The following is a 25,488-nucleotide window of genomic DNA, read 5'->3' as shown; positions in this document are numbered from 1 at the left end:
CCCGGCCCGCCTCACGGTCGGCCCTCACCCGCTCGTGCTCGCGCTCCAGGTGCTTCAGGCGGCGGGACTTGGCGTGCCACTCCCGTCGGGAGCGGCAGCCTCCCCCCGCGAGGCTGCCCCGCCCGGTGGGGGTGTCCGGGACCCGTGTCGGGCCGACACCGGCCGACCGGCCGGGGCCCGAACGAAGCGGCCGGGCGGCGGAACGCACCGGCGAGAAGAACTCTGCACGACGAACACGTGACAGTTCGACGTTCCGGGGGGTTGTGAGACACTTCCGTCCGTCTCAACGCCATGACCTGGGGTTTGGGACGCCAGGCCGCTGAGGTTGGAGAAGGGGAGACACCGAACGGCCGGACCGGGCGCGCACCCTCCCGCCCACTCCACCGTCGTCCCGTCCCGCGAGTCATGGAGGGTCGCAATGGCTTCCGCCTGGAAGGACCTGCCCGAGGAGCTGTCCGCGCCCGCCCGACTGCTGGCGGAGGAGCTCAGGACGATCAAGGACGCCGCCGGACTCTCGCTGTCCGAGCTGGCCGGCCGCACCCACTACAGCCGGGCCTCCTGGGAGCGCTGGCTGAACGGCAAGCGGGTGATCACCGAGCAGGCGCTGGAGGCGCTGGTCGGGGCGGTGGACTGCGACCCGGCGGCGCTGCGGTGGCTGTGGCGGCAGGCGACGGAACCCGTCGCCGAGGAGCCCGCCCCGGTCGAGGCGCCGTCCGGGGAGACCGGGGCGGCGACCGACGAACCGGCGGAAGAGCCGGAGGACGGATCGGCTGCCGAGGAGCCGGTGTCGGCGACCGACGGCGCCTGTGAGCCCGTCCCGGTCGAGCCCGCCGTGGCGTGGTGGCGGCGCCCGGCGGCGCTGGTCTCCGGCGCGGTGGTGCTGGCGCTGCTGCTGGTGCTGGTCGGTCTGCGGGTCAGCCGGCACGACTCCCGGGCCTCGGCGGCCGACGGCCCGGCCGCGACCGCGCCGACCGCCGCCAAGCCCGCTCCGTCCGAGCCCGCCTGCCAGGCGGTCGGCTGCGCCCACAAGGACCCCAAGACCACCGGCTGCGGCAAGGACGCCCGGACCCTGCAGACCCAGGTCATCGGCAAGGTGGTCGTCTACCTCCGGTACAGCCGGACCTGCCAGGCCGCCTGGGCGGCGATCACCGAGGGCGAGCCCAAGGACTACGCGGTGATCACCGACAGCACCGGGGACAGCGAGACCGCGCTGATCCACTGGGGCTACGACAACTACTCGGCGATGCTGAACGCGGCCGGCCCGTCGATCGGCTTCCAGGTCTGCGGCTACCAGCCCGCCGGACACGACTGCACCTCGACCGTCGCCGACCTGGCCTCGGTGGTGGCCTCCACCCCGATCCCGATCGGCCCCGCCTCCCCGCCCCCGGGCGCCGGGTCCGGCCCGGCCGCGACGGCCGCCACGCCCAGCGACTCGGCCGCGCCGCAGGCTCCGCCCACCGACCAGCCGTCGCCCAGCCCGTCCGCTCCCCAGGGTCCGCCGGACAGGACTTGAGTCGCGCCTAGTCGAGGTAGCCGCGCAGCTGCTCGGAGTAGGCGTGGTCGCGGAGCTTGACCAGCGTCTTGGACTCGATCTGGCGGATCCGCTCCCGCGTCACGCCGAACACCGCGCCGATCTCCTCCAGTGTGCGCGGGCGGCCGTCGTCCAGCCCGTAGCGGAGCTGGACGACCTGGCGCTCCCGCTCGCCGAGGGTGGCCAGCACGGCGTCCAGGTGCTGGCGCAGCAGCAGGAAGGTCGCGGACTCGGCGGGCGAGGCGGCGTCGGCGTCCTCGATCAGGTCGCCGAGCGCGACGTCGTCCTCCTCGCCGACCGGGGTGTGCAGCGAGATCGGCTCCTGGGCCAGCCTGAGCAGTTCGCGCACCCGCGCCTCGGTGAGCTCCAGGGCGGTGGCGATGTCGGCCGGGCTCGGCTCGAGGCCGCGCTCCTGCAGCAGGGCGCGCTGCACCCGGACCACCCGGTTGATCAGCTCGACCACGTGCACCGGCACCCGGATCGTCCGGGCCTGGTCGGCCAGCGCCCGGCTCATCGCCTGCCGGATCCACCAGGTCGCGTAGGTGGAGAACTTGTAGCCGCGGGCGTAGTCGAACTTCTCCACCGCCCGGATCAGTCCCAGGTTGCCCTCCTGGATCAGGTCCAGCAGGGTCAGGCCGCGGCCGACGTAGCGCTTGGCGACGGACACCACCAGGCGCAGGTTGGCCTCGATCAGCCGACGCTTGGCGATCCGGCCGAGGACCACCAGGGTGTCCAGCTCACGGGCCAGCGGATCGGGCGGCGGCGGGTCACCGTCCAGCCGCTCCTCGGCGAACAGGCCGGCCTCGATCCGCCGGGCCAGTTCGACCTCCTCGGCGGCGGTGAGGAGTCGGATGCGGCCGATTTCGCGCAGGTACTGGCGCAGCAGGTCGGCGGCCGGGCCGCCGCCCTCGGACGACTCCGGTGACTCGGGCGGCCCGTCGTCCTCGGCCTCGGGTTCGGGTCCCGGTTCCCCGGGCGGCGCATCCGACTCGGCTTCCGGGTCCGGGCTGTCGGGGTGGCCCTCCGGCAGCTCCTGGGCGGGGATCCGCGCGCCGTCCGGGGGCGCGGCCCCGGCCCGGCCGTGGTCCGTCTGCTGTTCCCCGGGCGGCGGTCCGGCCGGGTCGGCTCGTCTGGTGGCGGTGGTCGCTGCGGCAGGGCCTCGGTCCACGGGCATCCCCTCGGGGCGGGCGCGACTCTGGCGGACCCGCGCTGTACGGAGGTGGGACGCCCTCCAGTGTGGGGTACGCCACGCTCCGTGGCCGAGACTCGTGCGCCGACTTTCTGCGCAGGACTTCCAGGACTTTCAGCGCTTACCGGGGCTCACAGCGCCGCCGCGCCCCGGCTGCGGAGCTGCTGCCCGTACTGCTGGAGCTGCCACAGCTCGGTCTGCACCGCGTGCAGCTGCTCGGCATCGGCCCGGTGCCCGAGCCGCTGGAGGTAGCCGCGGACCTCGGCGATCCGGCGGTCGACGGCCAGCAGGCGCAGCTTGACCAGGAACTCGCCCGCGTAGACCGCGTCCGCCTTGCGCAGCGAGCGCACCGGCTCGACGGTCAGCTCGGTCACCAGCGAGCGGACCTGGTCGTCCGGGGCCGCCTCGCGCACCGCGCTGGTGAAGTCGGGCAGGGTCGCCCCGTACGCGGCGCCGCCGGCCTTGGCGATGGCCTGCCGGACGGCGGTGTACGGCGGGGTCGGGAACTCGTCGTCGCCGTAGTGGTCGAAGGCCGGGCTGACCAGGTCCGGGTGCTGCAGCGCCAGCTTGAGCAGCTCGCGCTCGACGAACTGGGCCGGGTCGCGCGGGTTGAGCCGGAACGCGGGCCGGGCCGGGCGGGGCGCCGCGACGGGCTGCTCGGTGCGCCGCTGCTGGCCGTTGCCGCGGGGGTTCTGCTGCTTCTCCCGCTCCCAGCGGGCCAGCTGCGAGATCCGGCGCACCACGAACTGCTCGTCGCCGGGGTTCACACCGAGCATGCCGGCCAGGCGGATCGCGTAGCCGTGCCGGATCGACGGGTCCTTGATCTTCGCGACGATCAGGGCCGCCTCCTCCATGGCGGCGGCCTGCCCCTCGGGCGTCTCGACCCGGTGCTTCGACACCGCCGTGTTCAGCGCGAACTCGAACAGCGGGACCGGGTTGTCGATCAGCTGGCGGACGGCTTCGTCGCCCTGGGCCAGGCGCAGCTCGCAGGGGTCCATGCCGCCCGGGCTGACCGCGATGGAGGTCTTGGCGGCGAACTTCTGGTCGTCCTCGAAGGCACGCAGGGCGGCCTTCTGGCCGGCCGCGTCGCCGTCGAAGGTGAAGACCGTCTCGCCCCGGTACTGCGAGGTGTCCATCAGCAGCCGACGGATGATCTTGATGTGGTCCTCGGCGAAGGCGGTGCCACAGGTGGCCACCGCCGAGGTGACCCCGGCCAGGTGGCAGGCCATCACGTCGGTGTAGCCCTCGACCACCACCGCGCGGCCCGACCTGGCGATCTCCTTCTTCGCCAGGTCGATGCCGTACAGCACGTGGGACTTCTTGTAGATCGGCGTCTCGGGGGTGTTCAGGTACTTCGGGCCGTTGTCGTCCTCGCGCAACCGACGGGCACCGAAGCCGACCACCTCGCCCGCGATGTCCCGGATCGGCCAGACCAGCCGGCCCCGGAAACGGTCGATCAGGCCGCCGCGCTGGCCCTGCGAGGCCAGGCCGCCCTGCAGGATCTCCTTGTCGGTGAAGCCCTTGCCGCGCAGGAAACGGACCAGGTGCTCCCACCCGGCGGGGGCGTAGCCGACACCGAAGGCCTTGGCGGCCTCCTCGTCGAAGCCGCGCTCCGCCAGGAAGCGGCGACCGATCTCCGCCTCCGGCGAGGCCAGCTGCTCCTGGTACCAGGCGGCGGCCACCTTGTGCGCCTCGACCAGGCGGGTGCGCTCGCCCTGCTGGTGGCGGGGGCTGTAGCCGCCCTCCTCGTAGCGCAGGGTGATGCCGGCCTGGGCGGCCATCCGCTCGACGGCCTCGGCGAAGGTGAAGTGCTCGATCTTCATCAGGAAGGCGATGGTGTCGCCGTTCTCCTGGCAGCCGAAGCAGTGGAAGACGCCCTTGGCGGGGTTGACGTAGAAGGAGGCGGACTTCTCGTCGTGGAAGGGGCAGACGCCCTTGTACTCGCCGCCGCCACCGTTGGTCAGCTGTACGTAGTCGCCGACCACCGCGTCGATCGGCAGTGCGCTGCGCACCGCCTGTACGTCTTCGTCCCTGATCCGCCCGGCCACCCCGGAAGTCTACTGGGGCGACCGGGGGTTCCGGCTGCGCCGGGGCGGAGCCGGAAGGGGTCGGGGGGTGACTTCCGTCTCCCCCCTTCCGGGCGGCTACGCCCAGGCGGCGCCGACCAGTTTGGCGTGCAGGGCCAGGGCCGAGGCGTCCGTGAGGGTGGCGATCTGGTCGATGACCGTGCGCAGGGCGGCGCGGTCGTCCTCGGCCTCGTGGTACATCGCGGCGAACACCGGGTCCAGCCCCTCGGGGGCGCGCTGGGTCAGGACGTACGCCAGCTCGGCGATCACGATCCGCTGGCGGGCCCGCAGCTGGGCCTGCTCGTCGCGCATCATCACGAAGCGGACGGCGACCGCCTTGAGCACCGCGCACTCCAGCCGGACGTCCCTCGGCACCACCAGCTCCGCGGCGTAGCGGGTCAGCCGGCCGGGGCCGTAGCGGGCCCGGGTGGCCTGTTCGGCGGCGAGGCAGAAGCGGCCGATCAGCTGGCTGGTGAAGTCCTTGAGCCCGGCCCGGGCGCGCGCCGTGCCGTCGTAGCCGCGCGGCCACCAGTCCTGGGCGAGCAGCCGGTCCAGTGCTGCGGCCAGTTCCTCCGGTCCGGCGTCCGGCGCGTAGCGCTCGGCGACCTTGAACAGGTCGGCGCGCTCGCCGGGGGCGCGCAGCGCGGCGGGGTCGATGTGGCCGGCCTGGAAGCCGTCCTCGACGTCGTGGGTGGAGTAGGCCACGTCGTCGGACCAGTCCATGACGGTGGCCTCGAAGCACTTGCGACCGGCCGGGGAGCCGGCCCGCAGCCAGCGGAACACCGGCAGGTCGTCGGCGTAGACGCCGTACTTGGGCGAGGCCGGGTCGGTGGGGTGGGCGCCCTTGGTCCACGGGTACTTGGTGGCGGCGTCCAGGGCGGCCCGGGTCAGGTTGAGGCCGACGCTGCGGCCGGGCCAGGGGGCGAGCCGGGCGGGGGGCTGCTCCTCCAGGGGCGCGAAGCGCTTGGGTTCGAGCCGGGTGAGGATGCGCAGCGACTGGGCGTTGCCCTCGAAGCCGCCGCAGGCCTCGGCGGCCTGGTCGAGGGCCTCCTCGCCGGTGTGGCCGAAGGGCGGGTGGCCGATGTCGTGGGCCAGGCAGCCGGTCTCCACCAGGTCCGGGTCGCAGCCCAGGGCGGCGCCCAATTCCCGCCCGACCTGGGCGCATTCGAGCGAGTGGGTGAGCCTGGTGCGCGGGAAGTCGCTGCGCATCGGAGCGACCACCTGGGTGGTGCCGGCCAATCGGCGCAGCGCGGCGGAGTGCAGCACCCGGGCGCGGTCGCGCTGGAACGCGGTGCGGCCGGGGCGCTTGTCCGGTTCGGGGACCCAGCGGGCCTCGGCGGCGTGGTCGTACGGGATCGGGGCGGCGAGGCGGTGCGTGGTGTCATCCATATGACACTCACGGTACGCCGCGCCCCCGACACGCGGGGTGTGCCGCGCGCGAAGGGGTGCGGACCGGAGCGTGAACCGTGGGAGGCGCGCCGGTTTCCGCCCCCGCGAATCGCTCGTACCCGGACGGCCCCGTTTCGGAGCCGCCGGACAGGCCCGGGTCAGCCCCGGACGGCCTTCAGCACGACGGCGGCCACCGCCTCCTCCCCCTTGGCGTTGGGGTGGACCGGGGTGAGCCCGTGGGCCGGGAAGGGCGGCTCGATCCAGCGGGCGTCCTCCCCCGCGCACATGTCGTGCCCGGTCGAGGGCCCTGCGGTGTCCACGAACACCGCCCCGGCGGCCTCCGCGCGCTGCTTGAGCATCCCGTTGAGCTGCCGCTCCTTCTCGGCGAGGAAGCCGAGGTCGGCCGTCGCGATCGTGGTGCCCAGCACCGGCCCGCAGTTCGCCGGTTCGGCCGGGAACAGCGCCGGGTAGCCGACCACGTACACCCGGGCCTGCGGGGAGCGGCGCCTGATCTCCTGGAGGACGTCGGCGACCTTCCCGCCGGCCGCGTCCACCCGGGCCTGGAGCTGGTCGGCGCCGCCGGAGGCGTAGCGCTCGCGGCAGGGCGCGGCCGCGCGGTCCCCGCCGACCAGGTCCTTCACCGCGCCGACCAGGGTGTCCTTGGCGCACTCGGTGAGGACCTGCATGAAGCCCGCGTCGTTGCCGCCGATGCCCAGGGTGACCAGCCTGGTGGCCGGGGTCAGCGCGTCCAGCTGGGCCGGGTTGGACCCGTCGTCGGTGCTCTGCACGGCCTTCAGGTCCCCGGTGCGGGCTCCGCTGCAGCTGACGTCCCGGAACTGCCCGGGTGCCAGGGCGAGCGCCTTGGCCACCAGGGACGGGTAGTTGACCCCGGAGCGGCCGCAGCCGCCCGGCTCGCCGACCTGCGGGGCGATCTTCGGCCCGGCGGTGTACGAGTCGCCGAGCGCCACGTACGGGCCGCTGGGCGGCGGGGTGGGGGTCGGCGTCGGGGTGGGGGTCGGGGTGGCACCGGTCGGGGCGCGGCCGGGCAGCGCGCCCGCGAAGCCCCGGTCCGGACCGTCCGAACCGCCGCCGCTGCATCCGGTCAGTCCGGCCGTCCCGGCCAGCAGCAGCGCGGCGAGCCCGGCCGTCGCGACGACGGTCGGGCGTGTGGTCCTCGGCATGGCATCCCCCCGGGGGTGCGGATCACGGGCAGCTCCCTACGGCGGCCCGTCCCCCGGGCGCCGCGGTGTCCAACGTACGGGCGGCGCCGATGACTCCCGGACCGCGCGGCCGGCCTCGCCGCTACCCGGCGCTGGTCACTCCGCGCCGCGCTCGTGCTCGGCCAGGAACTCCTCGAAGCGGCGCCCCAGCTCGTCCGCCGAGGGCAGGTCGACCGGCTCGGCCAGCAGGCTCTGCCGGCCCTCGACGCCCGCCACCGCGTCGTACTGGCCCTCCATGCCGCGGATCGCCGAGCGCAACTCGCCGTCCCCCTGCGCCAGCTGCTCCTCGATGTCGGCGTACACCTCGCCGACCCGCTCGCGCAGCCGGGTGCCGGGCAGCACCAGCCCGGTGGCGGACTGCACCGCCTCCAGGATCAGCACGGCGGCGGCCGGGTAGGCCGAACGGGCCACGTAGTGGGGGACGTGCACGGCGAAGCCCAGCACGTCGTGCCCGGCCTCGGCCAGCCGGTACTCCAGCAGCGCCTGGGCACTGCCGGGGACCTGCGCCTGCTCGAACCACTGCGGGTAGCCCGGCGCGAGGTCGAGCCGGTTGCCGTGCGGCGTCAGGCCGACCGGGCGGGTGTGCGGCACGCCCATCGGGATGCCGTGGAAGTCCAGGCTGAGCCGGACCTCGAAGCGCTCGACCAGCTCGCGGACGGCGCGGGCGAAACGCTCCCACTCGACGTCCGGCTCCGGGCCGGTGAGCAGCAGGAACGGGGCTCCGGCGGCGTCGCGGACCAGCTGGAGCAGGATCTCCGGCGGGTCGTAGGACGTCCAGCGGTCGTGGTCGAAGACCATCGCGGGGCGGCGGGCCCGGTAGTCGACCAGCCGGTCGTGGTCGAAGCGGGCCACCACCTGGGGCGAACCCGTCTCCAGCAGGTGGGCCACCACCTGGCCGCCGGCCTCGCCGGCGTCCATGAAGCCCTCGAACTGGTGGAGCAGCACCAGGCCGGCGCCGGTGTCACGCAGCTCCGCGTTGGCCTCGGCCACTGCGGCCACGCCCCGCTCATCCAGCTCGTACAGCGCCTGGAAGTCTCGCACCGCGCACCCAACCCCGTTCTCTGCTCGTCCCGATCCGACCGGCTTCTCGTCCTCTCCAGCGTGCCGGGCCGCGCCGGAATTCCCGTTCCGGCCCACCACTCGGCGGGCGACCCGCCCGACGACGCGGCCGAGGCCGCCGCCGACCGCTCCGGACCATGATCGCACCCGAAGGAGAAACCCCTGGTCACGGGTGTTCAACGGCCCGATCCGGGACGCGCGGTGGCAGCCCGCGCCGACATTCGCGTGCCGCGAAGTGACGCACCGCGTTCTGGCGGGTATCGTCCTCTCGCTGCCTCGCATCGTCGCGTCGTCGTCACGTCGTCCGTAACGCCGTCGACCACGACCCGGATCGGTACCCTGGTAGACACCCACGACGCATCTTGCCTTCACCTGGCCGCCTGCTTCCCTTCGCGCACTCGTTTCCTTCTCGGCCATTTCGCGGACGCACACTGTCCCCTCGCTCTTCCCGCCGGACCGGTCCGAGGACCCGTGTCCGTTCCGGCACCACGCGCCGCCCGTTCCGGGCCGCCGCCCCCGCCCCGCCCGACCGGAATCCTCCGGCGCGCACGGGTACCCGGAGGCGGAAACCGGGACGGGGCGAAACCAGTCCACCGCAGCCCGCGCCGCACCCCGGCGCGGACCGCGCCCTACGACCGATGAAGGACCAAGGTTCCGTGCCAGCACCTGTCTTCCTCACCGGCCGCACCGTTCGGTTGGAGCCCCTCGCCGCCCATCACGTCGAGGCCATCGCCGCGGCCGGCTCCGAGGACCGTACGACCTACGCCTTCACCCCCGTCCCGCACGGCCTGGAAGCGGCTCGCGACTACGTCGCGCGGGCCCTCGCCGACCAGGCCGCGGGCCGGTCGCTGCCGTTCGCGACGGTGAACGTCGCCGACGGCCGGGTGGTCGGCTCCACCCGGTTCCTGGAACTCGACTACTGGCAGGGCCCGCTGGTGTGGCCGCCCGCGCCCGGCGTGCCGTTCGGCGATCCGGCGACGGCCGTCCCGGACGCCGCCGAGATCGGCAACACCTGGCTCTCGCCGCGCGCCCAGGGCACCGGCATCAACACCGAGGCGAAGCTGCTGATGCTCCGGTACGCCTTCGAGACCTGGGGCGTGCAACGGATCTCGCTGCGCGCGGACGCCCGCAACCTGCGCTCGAGGGCCGCCATCGAGCGGCTCGGCGCGACCTCCGAGGGCGTCCGCCGGGCGCACTCGCGCGGGCTGGACGGGGTGGTGCGCTCGACCGCGTTCTACTCGATCCTGGACTCCGAGTGGCCCGCCGTCCGGGACATCATCGAGCTGCGGATCGCCGCCGCCACCTCGCCGAGCGCCCCGGATCCGGCGATCAACCAGGAGTGTCTTAGACAAGGCGGCGGCGCCGGGCAGCTGATGATCACGGCCTGAGGGGCTACGGCTACGCCTAGTCCCCGGCCACCGTGCGAAGGAGGCCTTCAGGGACCTCGTGGTCGCCCTTGTAGTGCTCGGGGTACGCCTCGACCAGCGCGGACACGGGCCGCCAGCCGCCTCCCTTGACCGGGGCGACCCGCACGCGCCAGATCTCGAAGCCGGTCCAGCTGCGGTGCAGGTACAGGACGCCCTCGGCGGTGTAGAACGCCCACCGCCCGTCGATGTCCCCGGGAATCCGCCCGGACCTGACCCGTTGCCACTGTTCCTCGGTCCAGACGAGGTCCGGCACCGGGCAGGGGCGGGGCAGCCGCAGCGGCTTCAGGTACGAGTCGTCCGCGGGAGCCGCCCGAACGCTGCCCGGCTCCGGGAACGCCCAGCCGGGCAGCGGTTCACGGGCGGCCATCCAGGCCGCCGGGATGCCGACCGTGCCGGTGCAGGCGGCGACCACCCCACCGGTGATCGCGGCCACGGTGTCCATGTCGCCACCGGCGCCGATCGCCTCCCAGACGGCCGACCGGTAATCGGTGAGGTTCCGGGCTGCGCACCACAGGGCGTACGGCACGGTGTCGACGGCAGAGGTCCGGCTGCCGTTACCGAGCGCCCGGGCGGTTGTCCGCAGATCCGGCACGTCCACCAGCCGGACCGCTTCGGTGAGCGCGCCGCGCAGGGCACCGTACGGAGTGAGCTCGACCACCGCCTCCAGGAAGGCCTTCGGTGTCACCGGCTCGGTCCGCGCCCGCACCGCGTACGCGGCCGCCACCGCGACCGCGATCGTCCCGTCCACCGCCTGCGGGTGGATGTGGGTGATCACGGCGGTGTCGGCGGCGGGCCGGACCACGGCGGACGGGTCATCCGCGTACACCGCCCCCAGCGGAGCGACCCGCATCGCGGCGCCGTTGCCGTACGAGCCCTGGCCGTCGAAGAGTTCGGCGGCCAGCGCCTTGGCGTCGCCGCCCTCGCGGATCAACCGGAGCATCCGGTTGGCGGCCGGGCCGTAGCCGCGGTCGAAGTCGTGGCGGCGGGCGAAGGCGTGGGTGAGGTCGAAGGTGTCGATGCTGCCGCGTTCGCGCTGGGCGGCGTACACCGAGCAGGCCATCTCGGTGTCGTCGGTCCACGGCCAGGGGCCGGGCGGTTCGGTGCGGGAGGCGAAGTGGGCCCGGGCGGTTTCCGGGACGAAGAACTGGGCGCCGAGGGCGTCGCCGACGGAGAGGCCGTTGAGCGCGTCGAGCGCCGGGCCGTTGGGTTCGGTCATCATGTGGGACCAAGCTCAGCCGGTCGGCGGCCGTTTCGTCAACCTCCGTTTCGTCAACCTCCGTGCCAGGAAGCCCCCGACGGGGGATGTTTCGCATACCCCCGATCCGGGCGGGCAGCACCCGGGTATGACCCGCGCGAACCCGCTCGACCCCGTCGTCCTGCTCGGCGCCGACCAGCAGCACATCGCCACCCGGGCGCAGCTGCGTCGGCTCGGCGTGCCCTCCGGCACGATCGCCCACCGGCTGCGCCCGGGCGGGCCGTGGCAGCAGGTGCTGCCGCGGGTGATCTGCCTGCAGAGCGGGAGGTTGACGTCGCACCAGAGACTGCGGGCCGCCCTCGCGTACGCGAGCCCGAAGGGGCGGCAGCCGCAGCCCGGGGAGGTGCTGCTGACCGGGTTCGCAGTGCTGGCGGAGGCCGGGCTGCCGAGCGCCGGGCACCCGGCGGACCTGACCGAGGTCGATGTGCTGATTCCGGCCCAACGCCGGGTCGGGGACCGGGAGTTCGTCCGGGTGCACCGGGCGTCCGGGGCGATGCCGAACGGGTTCCAGCGGGACGACGGGCTGTGGAGCGCCACGGTCGCGCGGGCGCTGGCGGACGTGGCGCCGCGGGAGACCGGGCAGCGCCGGTTCCGGGCACTGTGCGCCGAGGCCGTGCAGCGGCGGCACTGCGAACTCGGCGAGCTGCTCGACCAGTTGCTCGCCCGGCCGGGGGCGCTGGCGCTGCCCCAGGTGGCCCGGGTGGTGGAGGACCTGACCGCCGGGGTGCGCTCGGTGGTGGAGGGCGAGGCCCGCGAGGTGCTCGCCCACGCGGGCCTGCCGGAGCCGCTGTGGAACCCGGTGCTGTTCCTGGACGGCCGGTTCCTCGCCGTGCCGGACGCCTACTGGCCGCACGCCTGCGTGGCCCTGGAGATCGACTCCCGCGCCTACCACCTGCGCCCGGCCGACCACGAACGCGGCCTGGCCCGCGCCAACCGCCTCACCGTCGCGGGCCTGCCGGTGGTGCGCACCACCCCGGTCCAGCTGCGCCGCGACCCGACCCCGGTGCTGCACGAGCTGACCGCCCTGGTCACCACCGGCCCGCACGGCCCGCACGGCCGGATCAGCTGGCGGCGAGTACGGTGAGGGCCGCCGGGCCGGGGCGGCCGTCCGGCGCGGCGCGACACCGCGCACACGGCGCGGCCCCAGCTCCGCAAGAGGGAAGCGGGGGCCAAGGGGCCGGGAGCCGGTTCAGCAGCGCGGGTCGATCTCCTGGAAGGTCGCGTAGTGGTCCGGGGACCAGTACTGCTCGCCGGCGCCGCCGGTGACGACCCGGCGGGTGCCGCGGTCGTCGGAGCCCGGGGTGACCACGGTGAACTCGTGGTAGTAGCCGTTGCCCTTCTTCGGCAGGCGGCTCTCGCGGTTCTCGAAGACGATGCCGTCCCGGTTGTACGGGTAGGGGCCGTTCTTGGCGATCAGGGCGAGGGTGTCCTGGGCCTGGCTGGGCAGTTTGGTGCGGCAGACGTCGGCCAGGGCCGGGTCGGCGGGCGTCCAGGTGCCGTTCGGGGCGCTCGGGGTGGAGGCGCCGCCGGCCGGCGGGGACGGCTTGGGGGCCGAGGGCTTGGGGGCCGAGCCGCCCGCGACGGCGGTGGAGCTCGCGGCGGCCCTGGGGTGGCCGCTGCCGCCCTTGCCGGCGAGCAGGTACCCGGCCCCGGCGAGCACGGCCAGGATCAGGACGGCCACGACGACGAGCGGGCTCTTGCTTCTGGTCATGCGGTCCAGCTTGGCAGGCGCCCGGGCCCGGACAGCCGTGTCCCCCCATGACGGACGCCACAACGACGTACGGCCGGGCGGGAACGGACGCCGTTGTCCGTTCCCGCCCGGCCGTGTTACGTACGCCGGTTCTCCTGCGCCGAGCTCCGGTGTACGCCCTCCCGACGGGAGGGGAAGCGGTCAGTCGTACCCGCGCGTGAGTAGGGGATGCCTACCCTCTCAGCGCGAGTCGCTGCCCGCCGACTCGATGGCGGCGCGGCCTGCCTCCAGGCGCGCCACCGGGATCCGGAAGGGGGAGCAGGAGACGTAGTCCAGCCCCACCTCGTGGAAGAAGTGGACCGAGTCCGGGTCGCCGCCGTGCTCGCCGCAGACGCCGAGCTTGAGGTCGGGGCGGGTGGCCCGGCCGGCCTCGACGGCGTGCTTGACGAGCGAGCCGACGCCGTCGCGGTCGATGGTCTCGAACGGGGAGACCCCGAAGATGCCCTTCTCCAGGTAGGCGGTGAAGAACGAGGCCTCCACGTCGTCCCGGGAGAAGCCCCAGACCGTCTGGGTCAGGTCGTTGGTGCCGAAGGAGAAGAACTCGGCGGCCTCGGCGATCTGACCGGCGGTCACCGCGGCGCGCGGCAGCTCGATCATGGTGCCGAGCTTGATCTCCAGCTTGACGCCGGTGGACTGGGCGACCTCGGCGAGCACCCGCTCGCACTCGTCGCGGACCAGCTCCAGCTCCTGGACGGTGCCGACCAGCGGGATCATCACCTCGGGGCGCGGGTCCCCGCCGGCCAGCTTGCGCTCGGCGGCGGCCTCGGCGATGGCCCGGACCTGCATGCCGAACAGGCCGGGGATGACCAGGCCGAGGCGCACGCCGCGCAGGCCCAGCATCGGGTTCTGCTCGTGCAGCTTGTGCACCGCCTGGAGCAGGCGCAGGTCGTTCTCGTTCGGGTCCTTGCGGGCCTCGGCGAGGGCGACGCGCACCGACAGCTCGGTGATGTCCGGCAGGAACTCGTGCAGCGGCGGGTCGAGCAGGCGGACGGTGACGGGCAGGCCGTCCATCGCCTGGAAGAGCTCCAGGAAGTCGCCCTTCTGCAGCGGCAGCAGGGTGGAGAGGGCGAGCTCGCGGTCCTTGTCGTTGTCCGCGAGGATCAGGTGCTCGACCTCCTTGCGGCGCTCCTCGCCGAGGAACATGTGCTCGGTGCGGCACAGGCCGATGCCCTGGGCGCCGTAGCGGCGGGCGCGCGAGCCGTCCTCGGCGTTGTCGGCGTTGGCGCGCACGGCGAGGCGGCGGCGGCCGTCGGCGTGCGACATCAGCCGGTGGACGGCCTGGACCAGTCCGCCCTGGACGTCGGCGCCGGCGTGCAGGGTGCCCTCGAAGTACTCGACCACGGGGGACGGCAGCACGGGCACCTCGCCGAGGTACACCTTGCCGCTGGCGCCGTCGATCGAGACCACGTCGCCCTCGTGGACCACCAGGCCGTCGGCGGTGGTGAACTTGCGGCCCTTGGTGTCGACCTCCAGCTCCTCGGCGCCGCAGACACAGGTCTTGCCCATGCCACGGGCGACGACGGCGGCGTGCGAGGTCTTGCCGCCGCGCGAGGTGAGGATGCCCTCGGCGGCGATCATGCCGTCCAGGTCGTCCGGGTTGGTCTCGCGGCGGACCAGGATGACCTTCTCGCCGGAGCGGGACCACTTGACGGCGGTGTAGGAGTCGAAGACGACCTTGCCGATCGCGGCGCCGGGCGAGGCGGCCAGGCCCCAGCCGATCTGCTTGGACTCGGCGGTCGGGGCGAAGCGCGGGAACATCAGCTGCGCCAGCTGGCCGCCGGTGACGCGCATCAGGGCCTCGTCCAGGTCGATCAGGCCCTGGTCGACCAGCTGGACGGCGATCCGGAAGGCGGCCGCGGCGGTGCGCTTGCCGACCCGGGTCTGCAGCATCCAGAGCTTGCCGCGCTCGATGGTGAACTCGATGTCGCAGAGGTCGCGGTAGTGGTTCTCGAGCTTCTGCATGATCGCCATCAGCTCGTCGTACGACTTCTTGTCGAGCTTCTCCAGCTCGGACAGCTGCAGCGTGTTGCGGATGCCGGCGACGACGTCCTCGCCCTGGGCGTTGGACAGGTAGTCGCCGTAGACGCCCTGGGTGCCGGTGGAGGGGTCGCGGGTGAAGGCGACGCCGGTGCCGGAGTCCTCGCCGAGGTTGCCGAAGACCATGGTGCAGACGTTGACCGCGGTGCCCAGGTCGTTCGGGATGCGCTCCTGGCGGCGGTACAGCCGGGCGCGGTCGCCGTTCCAGGAGTGGAAGACGGCGTGGATGGCGAGGTCCATCTGCTCGCGCGGGTCCTGCGGGAAGGCCCGGCCGGTCTCGCGCTCGACGATGCCCTTGAACACCTCGACCAGTTCCCGGAGGTCGGAAGCGTCCAGGTCCAGGTCGTTGGTGGTGCCCTTGGCGTGCTTGGCCTCGTCCAGGGCCTCCTCGAACAGCTCGCCGTCGACGCCCAGCACGGTCTTGCCGAACATCTGGACCAGGCGGCGGTAGGAGTCCCAGGCGAAGCGCTCGTTGCCGGACTGGGCGGCCAGGCCGGTCACCGAGGCGTCGGAGAGACCGATGTTGAGGACGGTGTCCATCATGCCGGGCATGGAGAACTTGGCACCGGAGCGGACGGAGACCAAGAGCGGGTTGTCGGCCTGGCCGAGCTTCTTGCCCATCTCCTGCTCGAGGGCGTCCAGGTGGGCGCTGATCTCCTCGTGCAGCGAGGTCGGCTCGCTACCGGTCTCCAGGAAGACCTTGCAGGCCTCGGTGGTGATGGTGAACCCCGGGGGGACGGGGAGCCCCAGGTTGGTCATCTCGGCCAGGTTCGCGCCCTTGCCGCCAAGAAGATCCTTGAGGTCCTTGTTTCCTTCGGTGAAGGAGTAAACAAACTTCTGCTGGGACGGCACGGGTCGGTCTCCTCGTACGCGGTTGCCCTGACGCCGGAGAACATACCCATTTCGAAGGCACTTCTCTGCCCTGAATAGGCCACCCGAGGCCGGTACCGAGTGGTAACCCGCTAGATCGAATGCGCATAAAGGCGTTCACCTCTGTTGGTGAAATCGTCCCCCTGACGCGATGCTGCGTTCAAGTCTTGAAGACGAGGAAACGGGAAGATCGCCCGATTCGGACGCTGGGTAGCGGCCGTGGGTCGGTCGCGTTGCCCCGGCTTGATTTCCTGCAACCGGATCGGCCGATCGGCCGCGAACCGGCTTCGGGAAGCGATCCACGGTCGACCTGTCCATTTCGTCCACTGACCCACCGTCAGTGGCCGCCGCGTGTGGCAAGCGTCACCAGCGCATCTCACCGCTCGAACGTAGAACGCCTGCGTCAATCGTCGCACTCCGTCCAGGAACCTGCTCGTTCTGTGACATCAGAACGCCGAAAAGGAGCCCTCCTGTCCAGAATGGACAAGAGGGCTGCGACCGGATGGCGAGCGGCCCAGCAGGGGCGACTTCGCCAGATCGGCTAGGTCATCCGCCAGAGGTGTCCGATTCGGCGTCCGCACCCGGCCTGGCGCAGTCGTACGGATCGTCCAACCAACCGTCCGGCAGGACCACCCGGCCGTTGCCGCTGGTGCGCCCGCGCGGGCCGTCCGCTCCGATCGGCCAGGTCTGGGTCTGCTCCACCTGGGCGAGGGTTTCGGCCAGTTCGGTCAGCGAGGAGGAGTTCGCGAGCTTCACCCGCAGCTCGGAGCCGACCGAGAAGCCCTTGGTGTACCAGGCGACGTGCTTGCGGAAGTCGATCACACCGCGCGCCTCGTCCCCCAGCCACTCGCCGAGCAACTGGGCGTGGCGCACCATCGCCCTGGCCACGTAGCCGAAGTCCGGACGGGCGTAGTCGACGTCCCCTTCGAAGATCGAGACCAGGTCCTTGAACAGCCACGGCCGCCCCAGGCAGCCGCGGCCCACCACGACGCCGTCGCAGCCGGTCTCCCGCATCATCCGCAGCGCGTCGTCCGCCGACCAGATGTCCCCGTTGCCCAGCACCGGCACGTGCGCCGGGACGGCCTCGCGCAGCCGGGCGATCGCCGACCAGTCGGCCGTCCCGCCGTAGTGCTGGGCGGCGGTGCGGCCGTGCAGGGCGATCGCGGCCACGCCCTCCTCGGCGCCGATCCGGCCGGCGTCCAGGTAGGTGAGGTGGTCGTCGTCGATGCCCTTGCGCATCTTCATGGTCACCGGCAGGTCTCCGGCGTTGGCGACGGCCTCGCGCAGGATCTCGCGCAGCAGGTTGCGCTTGTACGGCAGCGCCGAGCCGCCGCCCTTGCGGGTCACCTTGGGGACGGGGCAGCCGAAGTTGAGGTCGATGTGGTCGGCCAGGCCCTCGTCCGCGATCATCCGGGCCGCCTTGCCGACGGTCACCGGGTCCACCCCGTACAGCTGGATCGAGCGCGGTTTCTCGCTCGGGTCGAACTTGATCAGCTGCATGGTCTTGGCGTTGCGCTCGACCAGCGCCCGGGTGGTGATCATCTCCGAGACGTACAGCCCCTTGCCGCCGCTCTGCTCGCGGCACAGGGTGCGGAACGGGGCGTTGGTGATGCCGGCCATCGGCGCCAGCACGACGGGCGGCCACACCTGGATCGGGCCGATGTCCAGCGGCGCGAACTCGGTCTCGGGCGCGGTGGGTGCGGGCGTGGCTGTCATGCGCGGCTGACCTCGGGTAGGGGGACGGGACTCTTCATTGTCCCCCACCCGGGTGAGCGGCCACCGCCCGCTACGACGGGTTGATCGAGAGCGAGCCCGAGGTGACCTCGGCGTGGATGGTGTCCGGGCTGGTCGGGTCCGCCAGCTGCGGGTCGATCTGACCGCTCCCGCTGCCGATCTCGCTGGAGAAGGCGTACCGGCTGTTCCCCGGCACGTTCACGATCACCGAGCCGGAGGTGGCCTTGGCGTCCACCGCGTGCGGGGCCTTGGTGAAGTACAGCTCCACCGAACCCGAGGTGGTCTCCGCGGTCACCCGCGGCGCACTCAGGTCGGTGGCCTGCACCTGCCCGGAGGTGGTCCGCGCCCACACCTCGCCGGAGGTGTGCACCAGCGACAGCTGGCCGGAGGTCAGCTGCATCCGCACGCTCCCGCTCAGGCCCTCCACGGAGACCGAGCCGGAGCTCACCGACCCGGTCACCGCGGTCGCGGCCGGCACCTCCAGCTCGATCTCGGCGCCGCAGCCGAGGTCGGTGAACGACAGCACCTGCCGGCAGTGCATCCCGACCGTCAGCACGTCGCCGACGACGGTGCTCGACACCACCGGCTTGCGGAACATCCAGTCCAGCTGCTGGCTGACCACCACCCGGCCCTCCCGGCCGGCCCGCAGCCGCACCGAGGCGCTGCCGGTCTCCAGCCTGACCTGGTGGATCGCCATCTCGTACGGCCTGGTCGAGCTGGTGTGCTGGCGCACCACCAGCGACCAGGTCTGCAACCCTGCGGCGAGCATCCCCAGGACGACCGCGAGCGTCCCGGTGATCCGCCAGGCCTTCGCCCCGTCCACGGCTACCCGACCTCCAGGAACCGCAGCACCGCCATCACCCGGCGGTGGCTGTCGTCGGCCGGCGGGAGGTCCAGCTTGGTGAAGATCGAGTTGATGTGCTTGGCCACCGCGCTGTCGCTGACCACCAGGGAGGCGGCGATGGCCGCGTTGGAACGGCCCTCCGCCATCAGCGCGAGCACGTCCCGCTCGCGCGGGGTCAGCTTCTCCAGCGGGTCCCGGTGGCGGCGCACCAGCAGCTGGGCCACCACCTCCGGGTCCAGCGCGGTGCCGCCCTCGGCGACCCGCTGCAGCGCGTCCACGAAGTCGTCCACATTGGCCACCCGCTGCTTGAGCAGGTAGCCGACGCCGCTGGTGTTGGTCGCCAGCAGGTCCGCGGCGTAGCGCTCCTCCACGAACTGCGACAGCAGCAGCACCGCGACCTCCGGCCACTGCCGGCGGATCACCATCGCGGCCTTGACGCCCTCGTCGTGGAAGCCCGGGGGCATCCGGACGTCCGCGACCACCACCCCCGGGCGGTGCTCCTCGACGGCGGCCAGCAGTTCCACGGCGTCCCCGACGGCGGCCACGACCTCGTACCCCACCGCCTCGAGGACCTTGACCAGGCCGACCCTCAGCAGGACCGAGTCCTCGGCGATCACAGCACGCACGGCAACTCCACGGTGATGGTGGTGGGGCCCCCGAGGGGGCTGAGAACGGACAGCGTTCCGTCGACCGAGGCCGCGCGCTTGCGCAGACCGGTGAGCCCGGTGCCGCGCGAGGGGTCCGCGCCGCCCACGCCGTCGTCGCTGATGATCAGGCGCAGCCGGTCGCCGGTGGTCCGCACCGACACGTCGACCTGCTTGGCCCGGGCGTGCTTGGCCACGTTGGTGAGCGCCTCGGAGACGGTGAAGTAGGCGACCGCCTCGACGGTCGGGGCGATCGGCCCGGACAGCTCGACGTCCAGGCGCACCGGCAGCGGGGCGCGGGCGGCGATGCCGGACAGCGCCGCGTCCAGACCGCGGTCCTCCAGGACGGCCGGGTGCAGGCCGCGGACCAGGTCGCGCAGCTCGTCGATGGCGGCCTGGGCCTCCTCGTGCGCCTCCACGATCACCTGCATCACCTCCGGCGGCACGTCCTTGAAGGTGCGCCGGGCCAGGCCCAGGTTCATCGCGAGGGAGGTCAGGCGCTGCTGGGCGCCGTCGTGCAGGTCGCGCTCGATCCGGCGGCGTTCGGCGTCCACCGCGTCGACCAGGCCCGCCCGGCTCTCCGCGATCTCCTCGACCCGCTGCTCCAGCTGCTCCGCCCGGTCCGGGCCGAGCAGCAGCTGCGCCGCCCGCACCTCCACCCAGGCCGCCAGCCCCGCCAGCCAGGGGGACGCGACCGCCAGCGCCACGCCGCCGGCCGTGAGCCCGAGCTGAACGGGCCACTCCCGCAGTCCGGTGGTGGCGGGCAGCAGCCAGCTCCAGCCGAACACCGTGGACAGCACCAGGGCCGCGCCCCAGAGGTACACCACCGTCGCCGCGCCGAGCGCGAGCAGCGGGCCGACCACCAGGTGGTAGGCGGCCTGCCGCCAGGTCAGCACCAGCCGCAGCCGGCCCAGCAGCCGGTTCGGGGAGTCCCCGGGGCGCGGCGGCGGCACGTCCACCCCGTACAGGGAACGCAGCCGGCCGCGCTGGGCGTCGGCCAGCGGGCGGGTGCAGGTCAGCACGACCGCGAGGACCGCGATCAGCAGCTTGGACTCGGTGACGGCCAGCCAGACCGGCACGGCCATGGGTATTCCGGCGGCGATGAAACGGGTGTCCCGCCAGGCCTCGGCCGACCACGGTGGCCGCCGGAGGCTCCTGACGAGCGCTCGGCGCAACGTGGTGGAGGGCATGCCGGACAGCGTAGGGCCCGGTGATCAACGTCCACCATGAAGGGGGGTGCCCGACGGGGGTGTAGCTAGCTACACCCCCGATTCGGTGTGCGGCACCACCGACAAGGGGCCCCTCCTGACGGAAGGCTGGGGGGCATGACGAGCACTGCATCGCACTCCGCCACCCCGCCGCACCGGCGGCCCGTCCCCGGGGACCACGGGGGTGTTCCCGGGGGCGCGCTCCGCCCGGCGCCGGGGCCGGAGGGGACGCTGCCCGCCGGGGCCGGGCCCTGGTCGGTCCGCAGCGTCGGGTCCGGCCGCGGCCGGGCCGCGCTGGAGCTGTACCAGCACGGCGAGTTGGCCGACGTCCTGGTCGCCGCCCGGCTCGCACCGCAGCTGGTGCGCGGCGCGCGGCGCAGCCCGTCCGCCGGGCGCGGCTCGCACGTGCTCGCGTGGGGGCGGCTGCCGGCCGACGCCGCGGTGCCCTCGGTGGTGTTCACCGGGCGGCGGCTGTTCCGTACGGTCCGGGCGGCGGCGGCCGAAGTGGTCACGGTGGCCGGGCTGTTCTGGCTCGCCTGGGCCGAGGGGCCGTTCGACGCGGTGCTGGTGGAGCACCCGTCGGCCGGGCCGGCCGAGCGGCTGGCGCTGCAGCGGGTGCGGGAGCGGCGGGCGGTCACGGTCGGGGGTGCGGCATGAGTGAGCGCAGCATGGGGGTACCCGCGGCCGAAGGCTGGGGGAGAATCATCAAAAGGTGCGCATGGGCGAGTGCCCCTGCCGAGCGGAGCGAGGCGGGCGCATGAGCATCGCGGTCTTCTCCGGCGCTCCGGCGTACGTCCTGCCGGAGCGGCTCCGGCAGCTGCCGCGGCTGGCGGCCTTCGCGCTGCTGCCCTGGCTGCTGGTCCTGGCCGTCAACCACGAGACCCCGTGGGTGGTGCTGGACCTCGCGGAGTTCGCCGCCCTGCTGTCGCTGGACGCACTGCTGCGCCGGGGCAGTGCCGCCGCCCGGTGGCCGGGCGGGGTGGCGGCGCTGCTGCTCGCCGGGGACGCGCTGGTCGACATCACCTGCGCCGGGCCGGGGCACGCGGTGCTCGCCGCCCTGGTGATGGCGTGCTGCATCGAACTGCCGCTGGCGGCGGTGTGCCTGCTGCTCGGGCGCGAGGCGATACGCGGGTAGGCCCGTCCGGCGCTCAGAGCCGGTCGGGCAGCTCGTCCATCAGGGCGCGGGTCTCCTCGTCCAGCGGGGTGTAGCTGATCATGCGGGTCCCGAGCCGGGGGCTGAGCCAGAAGTTGGTGTAGTTGCAGCGCAGCAGACCCACGCCCGGCACCTGGAAGCGCTTGATCCCGTTGCCCGGCCCCTGCACCTCGTGCCGCTGCCACTCCTCCTCGAAGTCCGGCGAGGCCTTGCGCAGCCGGGCCAGCAGCGCCTTCCAGGCCGGCTCGGCGGAGTGGTCGGCCATCGCGGCGCGGAACCGGGCCACCATGCCGATGCGTTCCGTCCGGTAGTCGATCAGCACCTCGCGGAAGCGCGAGGGGGTGAACGCCAGCCACATCAGGTTCCGCTCCTCGAGCGGCAGTTCACCGAGGTCGCCGACCAGGGCGGTGTACGGCACGTTGTGCGCCAGGACGTCGTAGCGGGAGTTGACCACCGCCGCCGGGTACGGCGCCATCTGCTCCAGCACCAGGCGCACGCTCGGCGTCACCGAGGGGCACTCCGTCACCGGCGCCGGGTCCTCCGAGCCGGCCAGGGTGAACAGGTGCGCCCGCTCGCTCGGATCCAGCAGCAGCGCCCGGGCCACCGCGTCCAGCACCTGGGCGGACACCTGGATGTCCCGCCCCTGCTCCAGCCACGTGTACCAAGTCACCCCGACGGCGGCCAGCTGCGCCACCTCCTCCCGGCGCAGCCCCGGGGTGCGGCGGCGGCCGGTCATCGGCAGGCCCACCTGCTCGGGCGCGATGCGCTCGCGGCGGCTGCGCAGGAACGCCGCCAGGTCGTGCCGGCGGGCCTCGTCCGGGGTGCCGCGGTGCGGTCCGGCGAAAGCGGGACGGGCTTGCGCGGTCGGGGTCATCAGGCTCATGCTCCCCAGCATGCGGCACCCGGCAGCCTGTTGCCAGGTACTTCTTATACCTGGATAACCACACTCTGGTACCAGGGTACGAAGCGGCGGATCGTATGACCCGTGACTCAACAACTCGCCGTCGCCCCGGCCCCGACCCGGACCGCCCCCGCAGCCGCTCCGCACACCCCCGCCCTCGGCACCGCCGGGCTGGTCACCGTCCTGCTCGGCGCGTTCCTGCCGATGCTCGACTTCTTCATCGTCAACGTCGCCCTGCCCACCATCGACAAGGACCTGGCCGCCGGGCCGGCCGTGCTGGAACTGGTCGCCGCCGGCTACGGCATCGCCTTCGCCGTCCTGCTCGTCCTCGGCGGGCGGCTCGGCGACATCTTCGGCCGCCGCCGGCTCTTCGTCGCCGGCGCCGCCGCCTTCGCCCTCACCTCGCTGGCCTGCGGCCTCGCCCCCGACGCGTGGTCCCTGGTCGCCGCCCGGGCCGCCCAGGGCGCCTCGGCCGCACTGCTGATCCCGCAGGTGCTCGGCACCATCACCGCCGCCACCGACGGCGCCCGGCGCGGTCGCGCGCTCAGCGTCTACGGCGCGGTCGGCGGCATCTCCGTGGTGATCGGGCAGGTGCTCGGCGGGATGCTGGTCGCCGCCGACCTGTTCGGCACCGGCTGGCGCTCGGTCTTCCTGCTGAACGTGCCGTTCGCGCTGCTCGCCGTCGTCCTCGCCGTCCGGTACGTGCCGGAGAGCCGGGCCGCCCAGGCCGCCGCGGTGGACGTGCCCGGCACCGCGCTGCTCACCGCCACCCTGCTCGCCCTGCTCATCCCGCTGATGGAGGGCCGCGCGGCCGGCTGGCCGCTCTGGTCCTGGGTGCTGCTCGCCCTGTTCCCGGTGTTCGCCGTCGCCTTCGCCCTGGTCGAGCGGCGCGCCGAGCAGCGCGGAGCGACCCCGCTGGTGCCGCCCTCCCTGCTGCGGATCCCCGAGATGCGGCGCGGCCTCGGCATCGCCGTCCCCTACTTCGCGGGCTTCGGCGGCTTCATGTTCGTCATCGCCGTCGCCCTCCAGCAGGGCCTGAAGCTCGGCGTGGTCGCGGCCGGCTGGGCGCTCGTCCCGATGGCCGTCGGCTACTTCACCGCCTCGCTCTCCGGCCCGCGGCTGATCGGCCGCTGGGGCAGCCGGGTGCTCAGCGCCGGCGCCGTCATCCAGGCCATCGGCCTCGCCACCGTCGCGCTGACCGTCCTCGCCGACGCGGACCACTTCTCCCCGCTGCGGATGGCGCCCGGCGTCGCCCTCGCGGGCATCGGCCAGGGCCTGATCGGCACGCCGCTGTTCCGGGTCGTCCTCTCCAAGGTGCCCGTCGCCCGGGCCGGTGTCGGCAGCGGCGTCCTCGCCACCAGCCAGCAGTCCAGCCTGGCCCTCGGCGTCGCCACCCTCGGCACCCTCTACCTGTCCCTCTCCCCCAGCCTCGGCATGGGCCGCGCGCTCGCCCTGTGCCTGGGCATCCAGCTCCTCGGTTCCTTCACCGTGCTGTACCTGACCACCCGCCTGCCCCGCTCCATCGGCTGAGCCCCGCGGGCCCAACGGGCCCCGGGCGACGGCGAACGGCCCCGCGACCGGTTCCTTCCGGTCGCGGGGCCGTTCTCGTCTCGGGACGAGCGGGACCGGCTGCCACTCCGGCAGGTGGTGCGGATCCCCGGCGTGGGGGCCGTCCTGGCGGTCACGGCATCCTTCGTGCTCGCCCACAACATCCTCTACACCTACGTCGCGGCACTGATCGAACCGCTCGGCCTCGGCGGACGGACCGACACCGTCCTGCTCCTCCTAGGCCTGACCTCGCTGCTCAGCATCGCCCTCACCGGAGCCCTGATCGACCGGCACCTACGGACCCTGGCCCTCACCGCCTGCGTCCTCGTCGCCGTCGCGGCCCTGACCATCGCCGCAGCCCTGCTCGGCACGGCGTCCTGGCCGGTCTACGGCGCGGCCGCGATCTGGGGCCTCGGCTTCGGCGGCGCCGCCACCCTGCTGCAGACCGCCGCCGCCGACGCCGCCGACACGGCCGCCGACCTCGCCCGGTCCCTGCTGGTCACCTGCTGGAACCTCGGCATCGCCGCCGCCGCGTCCACCGGCGGCCTCCTCCTCGACCACGCGGGGCCGAACTCCCCGCCCTGGTCGGCCCTGGCGCTGCTGGCCCTCGCCCTGACGGTGACGGCGGCGGCGCGGTGGCACGGGTTCCCGGGCAAGGGGTGACGCTCGTTGGGGTGAAATCGACGCACGCTGCCCGGAACCGTCGGGCGATCCGCCCTACCGTGAATCGCATGACAGCCAGGGTTTCCGTCCAGCAACTCCAAGACCACGCCGATGAATTGATCGACCGGGTAGCGGCCGGGGAACGCATCGGGCTCACTCGCGACGGACGGCTGGTCGCCGTACTGGCTCCGCCCGACCCGGAGCAGCGGGTGCTGGCGGAGCTGGTACGCGAGGGCGCCGTCGCCCCGGAGAACGCCGCCACCGCGCGCGGGCTGGCCGGCTGGACCCCGCCCAGGATCGACGTCCGGCTCCCTTTCGGCCGCCGAGGCCCTGCACAGGATGCGCGCGGAGGAAGGCCATTGACCCAGCTACGGCGTCAGTGAGCCGATGAAGCCGTCCAGCCGGGTGACGACCTCGCGCAGGGCGTCGACCGAGCCGATCGGATCGTGGGGCAGTTCGAGGCCGTGGTCGGCGGAGGGCAGTTCCAGGACCTGGTGGCCGGTGGAGTCGGCGACAGCCCGGTCCCACAGTTCGTCGGCGCTGCCGCCGACCAGCAGGGTCGGTGCCGAGGTTCGGTGAAGGGCGCGAATCACGTGGTCGAGGGTCAGTACGCGGGTCAGCCAGGCGGCCGCGAGCTGCCGGTCGGCCGCGAGGCCGGCGGCGAAGCAGCCCAGCGACTTGCCGACCAGCAGGCGGCAGGCGCCGCGCTCGGCGTCGACGGCTTCGGCGACCTGCCGCTCGACCCAGGCGATCCGCTCGCCCATCGCCAACTCAACGAGTTCATCCGGGAGTTGCCACCAAAGTTCCTGGACCGTCCAGCCGTGCCGCTGGAGTACGGAGCCGGCGAAGTGCAGCAGCGGGCGGGCGGGCGAGTAGCCGGTGCCGGGGATGACCAGGGCGACCCGGTTCGGGTCGCCGTCGGTGCGGGTGGGGAGGCCGAGGGCGGCAGGTGCGGACATGGCCGCAGGCTACCGCCCCAACAACCGTACACGGAGCGCAC

Annotated in this window: 21 protein-coding genes and 1 pseudogene; 8 read left to right on the top strand and 14 right to left on the bottom strand. The window is 73.4% G+C overall.

What is annotated here, in order from left to right:
- Nucleotides 1–418: 418 nt before the first annotated feature.
- A complete protein-coding gene (locus ACWCYO_RS26870; RefSeq protein ID WP_449785620.1) occupies nucleotides 419–1,513 on the top strand; it encodes a helix-turn-helix domain-containing protein in 1,095 nt (364 codons plus the stop codon).
- Nucleotides 1,514–1,520: 7 nt separating this feature from the next.
- On the opposite strand, the gene ACWCYO_RS26865 is transcribed toward ACWCYO_RS26870, so the two are convergent.
- The 5 genes from ACWCYO_RS26865 to ACWCYO_RS26845 all read right to left on the bottom strand — a co-directional run bounded on the left by ACWCYO_RS26865 (nucleotide 1,521) and on the right by ACWCYO_RS26845 (nucleotide 8,436).
- A complete protein-coding gene (locus ACWCYO_RS26865) occupies nucleotides 1,521–2,705 on the bottom strand; it encodes an RNA polymerase sigma factor (protein ID WP_449785619.1) in 1,185 nt (394 codons plus the stop codon).
- Between the two features lie 146 nt (nucleotides 2,706–2,851).
- Complete coding sequence (dnaG, locus tag ACWCYO_RS26860; protein ID WP_270147075.1) at nucleotides 2,852–4,768, bottom strand: DNA primase; 1,917 nt, start codon at nucleotides 4,766–4,768, stop codon at nucleotides 2,852–2,854.
- Between the two features lie 96 nt (nucleotides 4,769–4,864).
- The gene (locus tag ACWCYO_RS26855) at nucleotides 4,865–6,175 is read right to left on the bottom strand and encodes a deoxyguanosinetriphosphate triphosphohydrolase (RefSeq protein ID WP_449785618.1); all 1,311 of its coding nucleotides are present in this window, start codon (nucleotides 6,173–6,175) and stop codon (nucleotides 4,865–4,867) included.
- Nucleotides 6,176–6,333: 158 nt separating this feature from the next.
- Nucleotides 6,334–7,356: an SGNH/GDSL hydrolase family protein gene (locus ACWCYO_RS26850; RefSeq protein WP_449785617.1), complete on the bottom strand. Its 1,023-nt coding sequence runs from the start codon at nucleotides 7,354–7,356 to the stop codon at nucleotides 6,334–6,336.
- 135 nt (nucleotides 7,357–7,491) lie between these two features.
- Nucleotides 7,492–8,436 carry a PAC2 family protein gene (locus tag ACWCYO_RS26845; RefSeq protein ID WP_270147072.1) on the bottom strand — a complete coding sequence of 315 codons (945 nt, stop codon included), beginning with the start codon at nucleotides 8,434–8,436 and terminating at the stop codon, nucleotides 7,492–7,494.
- 674 nt (nucleotides 8,437–9,110) lie between these two features.
- On the opposite strand from ACWCYO_RS26845, the gene ACWCYO_RS26840 reads away from it, so the two are divergent.
- Nucleotides 9,111–9,842: a GNAT family N-acetyltransferase gene (locus ACWCYO_RS26840; RefSeq protein WP_270147071.1), complete on the top strand. Its 732-nt coding sequence runs from the start codon at nucleotides 9,111–9,113 to the stop codon at nucleotides 9,840–9,842.
- 16 nt (nucleotides 9,843–9,858) lie between these two features.
- Here ACWCYO_RS26840 and ACWCYO_RS26835 read toward each other — a convergent pair whose 3' ends face one another.
- Nucleotides 9,859–11,100 carry an ADP-ribosylglycohydrolase family protein gene (locus tag ACWCYO_RS26835; protein WP_270147070.1) on the bottom strand — a complete coding sequence of 414 codons (1,242 nt, stop codon included), beginning with the start codon at nucleotides 11,098–11,100 and terminating at the stop codon, nucleotides 9,859–9,861.
- A 124-nt stretch (nucleotides 11,101–11,224) separates the two neighbouring features.
- Between ACWCYO_RS26835 and ACWCYO_RS26830 the strand changes: the two genes are divergently transcribed.
- Nucleotides 11,225–12,220 carry a hypothetical protein gene (locus ACWCYO_RS26830; RefSeq protein ID WP_449785616.1) on the top strand — a complete coding sequence of 332 codons (996 nt, stop codon included), beginning with the start codon at nucleotides 11,225–11,227 and terminating at the stop codon, nucleotides 12,218–12,220.
- Between the two features lie 105 nt (nucleotides 12,221–12,325).
- Here ACWCYO_RS26830 and ACWCYO_RS26825 read toward each other — a convergent pair whose 3' ends face one another.
- From ACWCYO_RS26825 to ACWCYO_RS26800, 6 genes are all read right to left on the bottom strand, one after another.
- Nucleotides 12,326–12,847, bottom strand: coding sequence for a ribonuclease (locus tag ACWCYO_RS26825; RefSeq protein ID WP_449785615.1), 522 nt, complete (start codon nucleotides 12,845–12,847; stop codon nucleotides 12,326–12,328).
- A 219-nt stretch (nucleotides 12,848–13,066) separates the two neighbouring features.
- Entirely contained in the window at nucleotides 13,067–15,775 is a 2,709-nt protein-coding gene (gene ppdK, locus ACWCYO_RS26820; RefSeq protein WP_270147066.1) for a pyruvate, phosphate dikinase, read from the bottom strand.
- A gap of 564 nt (nucleotides 15,776–16,339) precedes the next feature.
- Nucleotides 16,340–17,509: a tRNA dihydrouridine synthase DusB gene (dusB, locus tag ACWCYO_RS26815; protein ID WP_270147065.1), complete on the bottom strand. Its 1,170-nt coding sequence runs from the start codon at nucleotides 17,507–17,509 to the stop codon at nucleotides 16,340–16,342.
- A gap of 70 nt (nucleotides 17,510–17,579) precedes the next feature.
- A complete protein-coding gene (locus ACWCYO_RS26810) occupies nucleotides 17,580–18,350 on the bottom strand; it encodes a DUF4097 family beta strand repeat-containing protein (RefSeq protein ID WP_270147064.1) in 771 nt (256 codons plus the stop codon).
- Nucleotides 18,351–18,352: 2 nt separating this feature from the next.
- The gene (locus ACWCYO_RS26805) at nucleotides 18,353–18,997 is read right to left on the bottom strand and encodes a response regulator (protein WP_449785614.1); all 645 of its coding nucleotides are present in this window, start codon (nucleotides 18,995–18,997) and stop codon (nucleotides 18,353–18,355) included.
- On the bottom strand, nucleotides 18,985–20,205 hold the full coding sequence (locus ACWCYO_RS26800) for a sensor histidine kinase (protein WP_270147062.1): 1,221 nt from the start codon (nucleotides 20,203–20,205) through the stop codon (nucleotides 18,985–18,987). Before ACWCYO_RS26800 ends, ACWCYO_RS26805 begins: the two co-directional genes overlap by 13 nt.
- Nucleotides 20,206–20,340: 135 nt before the next feature.
- Between ACWCYO_RS26800 and ACWCYO_RS26795 the strand changes: the two genes are divergently transcribed.
- Both ACWCYO_RS26795 and ACWCYO_RS26790 read left to right on the top strand, forming a co-directional pair.
- On the top strand, nucleotides 20,341–20,880 hold the full coding sequence (locus tag ACWCYO_RS26795) for a hypothetical protein (protein ID WP_270147061.1): 540 nt from the start codon (nucleotides 20,341–20,343) through the stop codon (nucleotides 20,878–20,880).
- Nucleotides 20,881–20,980: 100 nt separating this feature from the next.
- On the top strand, nucleotides 20,981–21,358 hold the full coding sequence (locus ACWCYO_RS26790) for a hypothetical protein (protein ID WP_449785613.1): 378 nt from the start codon (nucleotides 20,981–20,983) through the stop codon (nucleotides 21,356–21,358).
- A 13-nt stretch (nucleotides 21,359–21,371) separates the two neighbouring features.
- Here ACWCYO_RS26790 and ACWCYO_RS26785 read toward each other — a convergent pair whose 3' ends face one another.
- A complete protein-coding gene (locus ACWCYO_RS26785; protein ID WP_270151279.1) occupies nucleotides 21,372–22,250 on the bottom strand; it encodes a helix-turn-helix transcriptional regulator in 879 nt (292 codons plus the stop codon).
- A gap of 111 nt (nucleotides 22,251–22,361) precedes the next feature.
- Here ACWCYO_RS26785 and ACWCYO_RS26780 point away from each other — a divergent pair, with 111 nt between their 5' ends.
- The 3 genes and pseudogenes from ACWCYO_RS26780 to ACWCYO_RS26770 all read left to right on the top strand — a co-directional run bounded on the left by ACWCYO_RS26780 (nucleotide 22,362) and on the right by ACWCYO_RS26770 (nucleotide 24,871).
- Nucleotides 22,362–23,807: an MFS transporter gene (locus tag ACWCYO_RS26780; RefSeq protein ID WP_270147059.1), complete on the top strand. Its 1,446-nt coding sequence runs from the start codon at nucleotides 22,362–22,364 to the stop codon at nucleotides 23,805–23,807.
- 96 nt (nucleotides 23,808–23,903) lie between these two features.
- Nucleotides 23,904–24,488, top strand: a pseudogene (locus ACWCYO_RS26775) (MFS transporter); the annotation flags it as partial.
- 68 nt (nucleotides 24,489–24,556) lie between these two features.
- Nucleotides 24,557–24,871, top strand: coding sequence for a type II toxin-antitoxin system Phd/YefM family antitoxin (locus ACWCYO_RS26770; RefSeq protein ID WP_270147057.1), 315 nt, complete (start codon nucleotides 24,557–24,559; stop codon nucleotides 24,869–24,871).
- Here ACWCYO_RS26770 and ACWCYO_RS26765 read toward each other — a convergent pair.
- Nucleotides 24,857–25,447: an alpha/beta hydrolase gene (locus ACWCYO_RS26765; RefSeq protein ID WP_449785612.1), complete on the bottom strand. Its 591-nt coding sequence runs from the start codon at nucleotides 25,445–25,447 to the stop codon at nucleotides 24,857–24,859. The two genes, ACWCYO_RS26770 and ACWCYO_RS26765, sit on opposite strands and share 15 nt — an antisense overlap.
- Nucleotides 25,448–25,488 lie beyond the last annotated feature (41 nt).

Source organism: Kitasatospora sp. NPDC001683 (genome assembly GCF_053596495.1).
This window is presented reverse-complemented; position numbering and strand designations above follow the sequence as displayed.

Excerpts from the sequence above, each read along its gene's own strand:
- ACWCYO_RS26870 (WP_449785620.1), top strand. The coding sequence starts at position 419 with ATGGCTTCCGCCTGGAAGGACCTGCCCGAGGAGCTGTCCGCGCCCGCC.
- ACWCYO_RS26865 (WP_449785619.1), bottom strand. The coding sequence starts at position 2,705 with ATGCCCGTGGACCGAGGCCCTGCCGCAGCGACCACCGCCACCAGACGA.
- ACWCYO_RS26855 (WP_449785618.1), bottom strand. The coding sequence starts at position 6,175 with ATGGATGACACCACGCACCGCCTCGCCGCCCCGATCCCGTACGACCAC.
- ACWCYO_RS26850 (WP_449785617.1), bottom strand. The coding sequence starts at position 7,356 with ATGCCGAGGACCACACGCCCGACCGTCGTCGCGACGGCCGGGCTCGCC.
- ACWCYO_RS26835 (WP_270147070.1), bottom strand. The coding sequence starts at position 11,100 with ATGATGACCGAACCCAACGGCCCGGCGCTCGACGCGCTCAACGGCCTC.
- ACWCYO_RS26830 (WP_449785616.1), top strand. The coding sequence starts at position 11,225 with ATGACCCGCGCGAACCCGCTCGACCCCGTCGTCCTGCTCGGCGCCGAC.
- ACWCYO_RS26825 (WP_449785615.1), bottom strand. The coding sequence starts at position 12,847 with ATGACCAGAAGCAAGAGCCCGCTCGTCGTCGTGGCCGTCCTGATCCTG.
- dusB (WP_270147065.1), bottom strand. The coding sequence starts at position 17,509 with ATGACAGCCACGCCCGCACCCACCGCGCCCGAGACCGAGTTCGCGCCG.
- ACWCYO_RS26800 (WP_270147062.1), bottom strand. The coding sequence starts at position 20,205 with ATGCCCTCCACCACGTTGCGCCGAGCGCTCGTCAGGAGCCTCCGGCGG.
- ACWCYO_RS26795 (WP_270147061.1), top strand. The coding sequence starts at position 20,341 with ATGACGAGCACTGCATCGCACTCCGCCACCCCGCCGCACCGGCGGCCC.
- ACWCYO_RS26790 (WP_449785613.1), top strand. The coding sequence starts at position 20,981 with ATGAGCATCGCGGTCTTCTCCGGCGCTCCGGCGTACGTCCTGCCGGAG.
- ACWCYO_RS26785 (WP_270151279.1), bottom strand. The coding sequence starts at position 22,250 with ATGACCCCGACCGCGCAAGCCCGTCCCGCTTTCGCCGGACCGCACCGC.
- ACWCYO_RS26770 (WP_270147057.1), top strand. The coding sequence starts at position 24,557 with ATGACAGCCAGGGTTTCCGTCCAGCAACTCCAAGACCACGCCGATGAA.
- ACWCYO_RS26765 (WP_449785612.1), bottom strand. The coding sequence starts at position 25,447 with ATGTCCGCACCTGCCGCCCTCGGCCTCCCCACCCGCACCGACGGCGAC.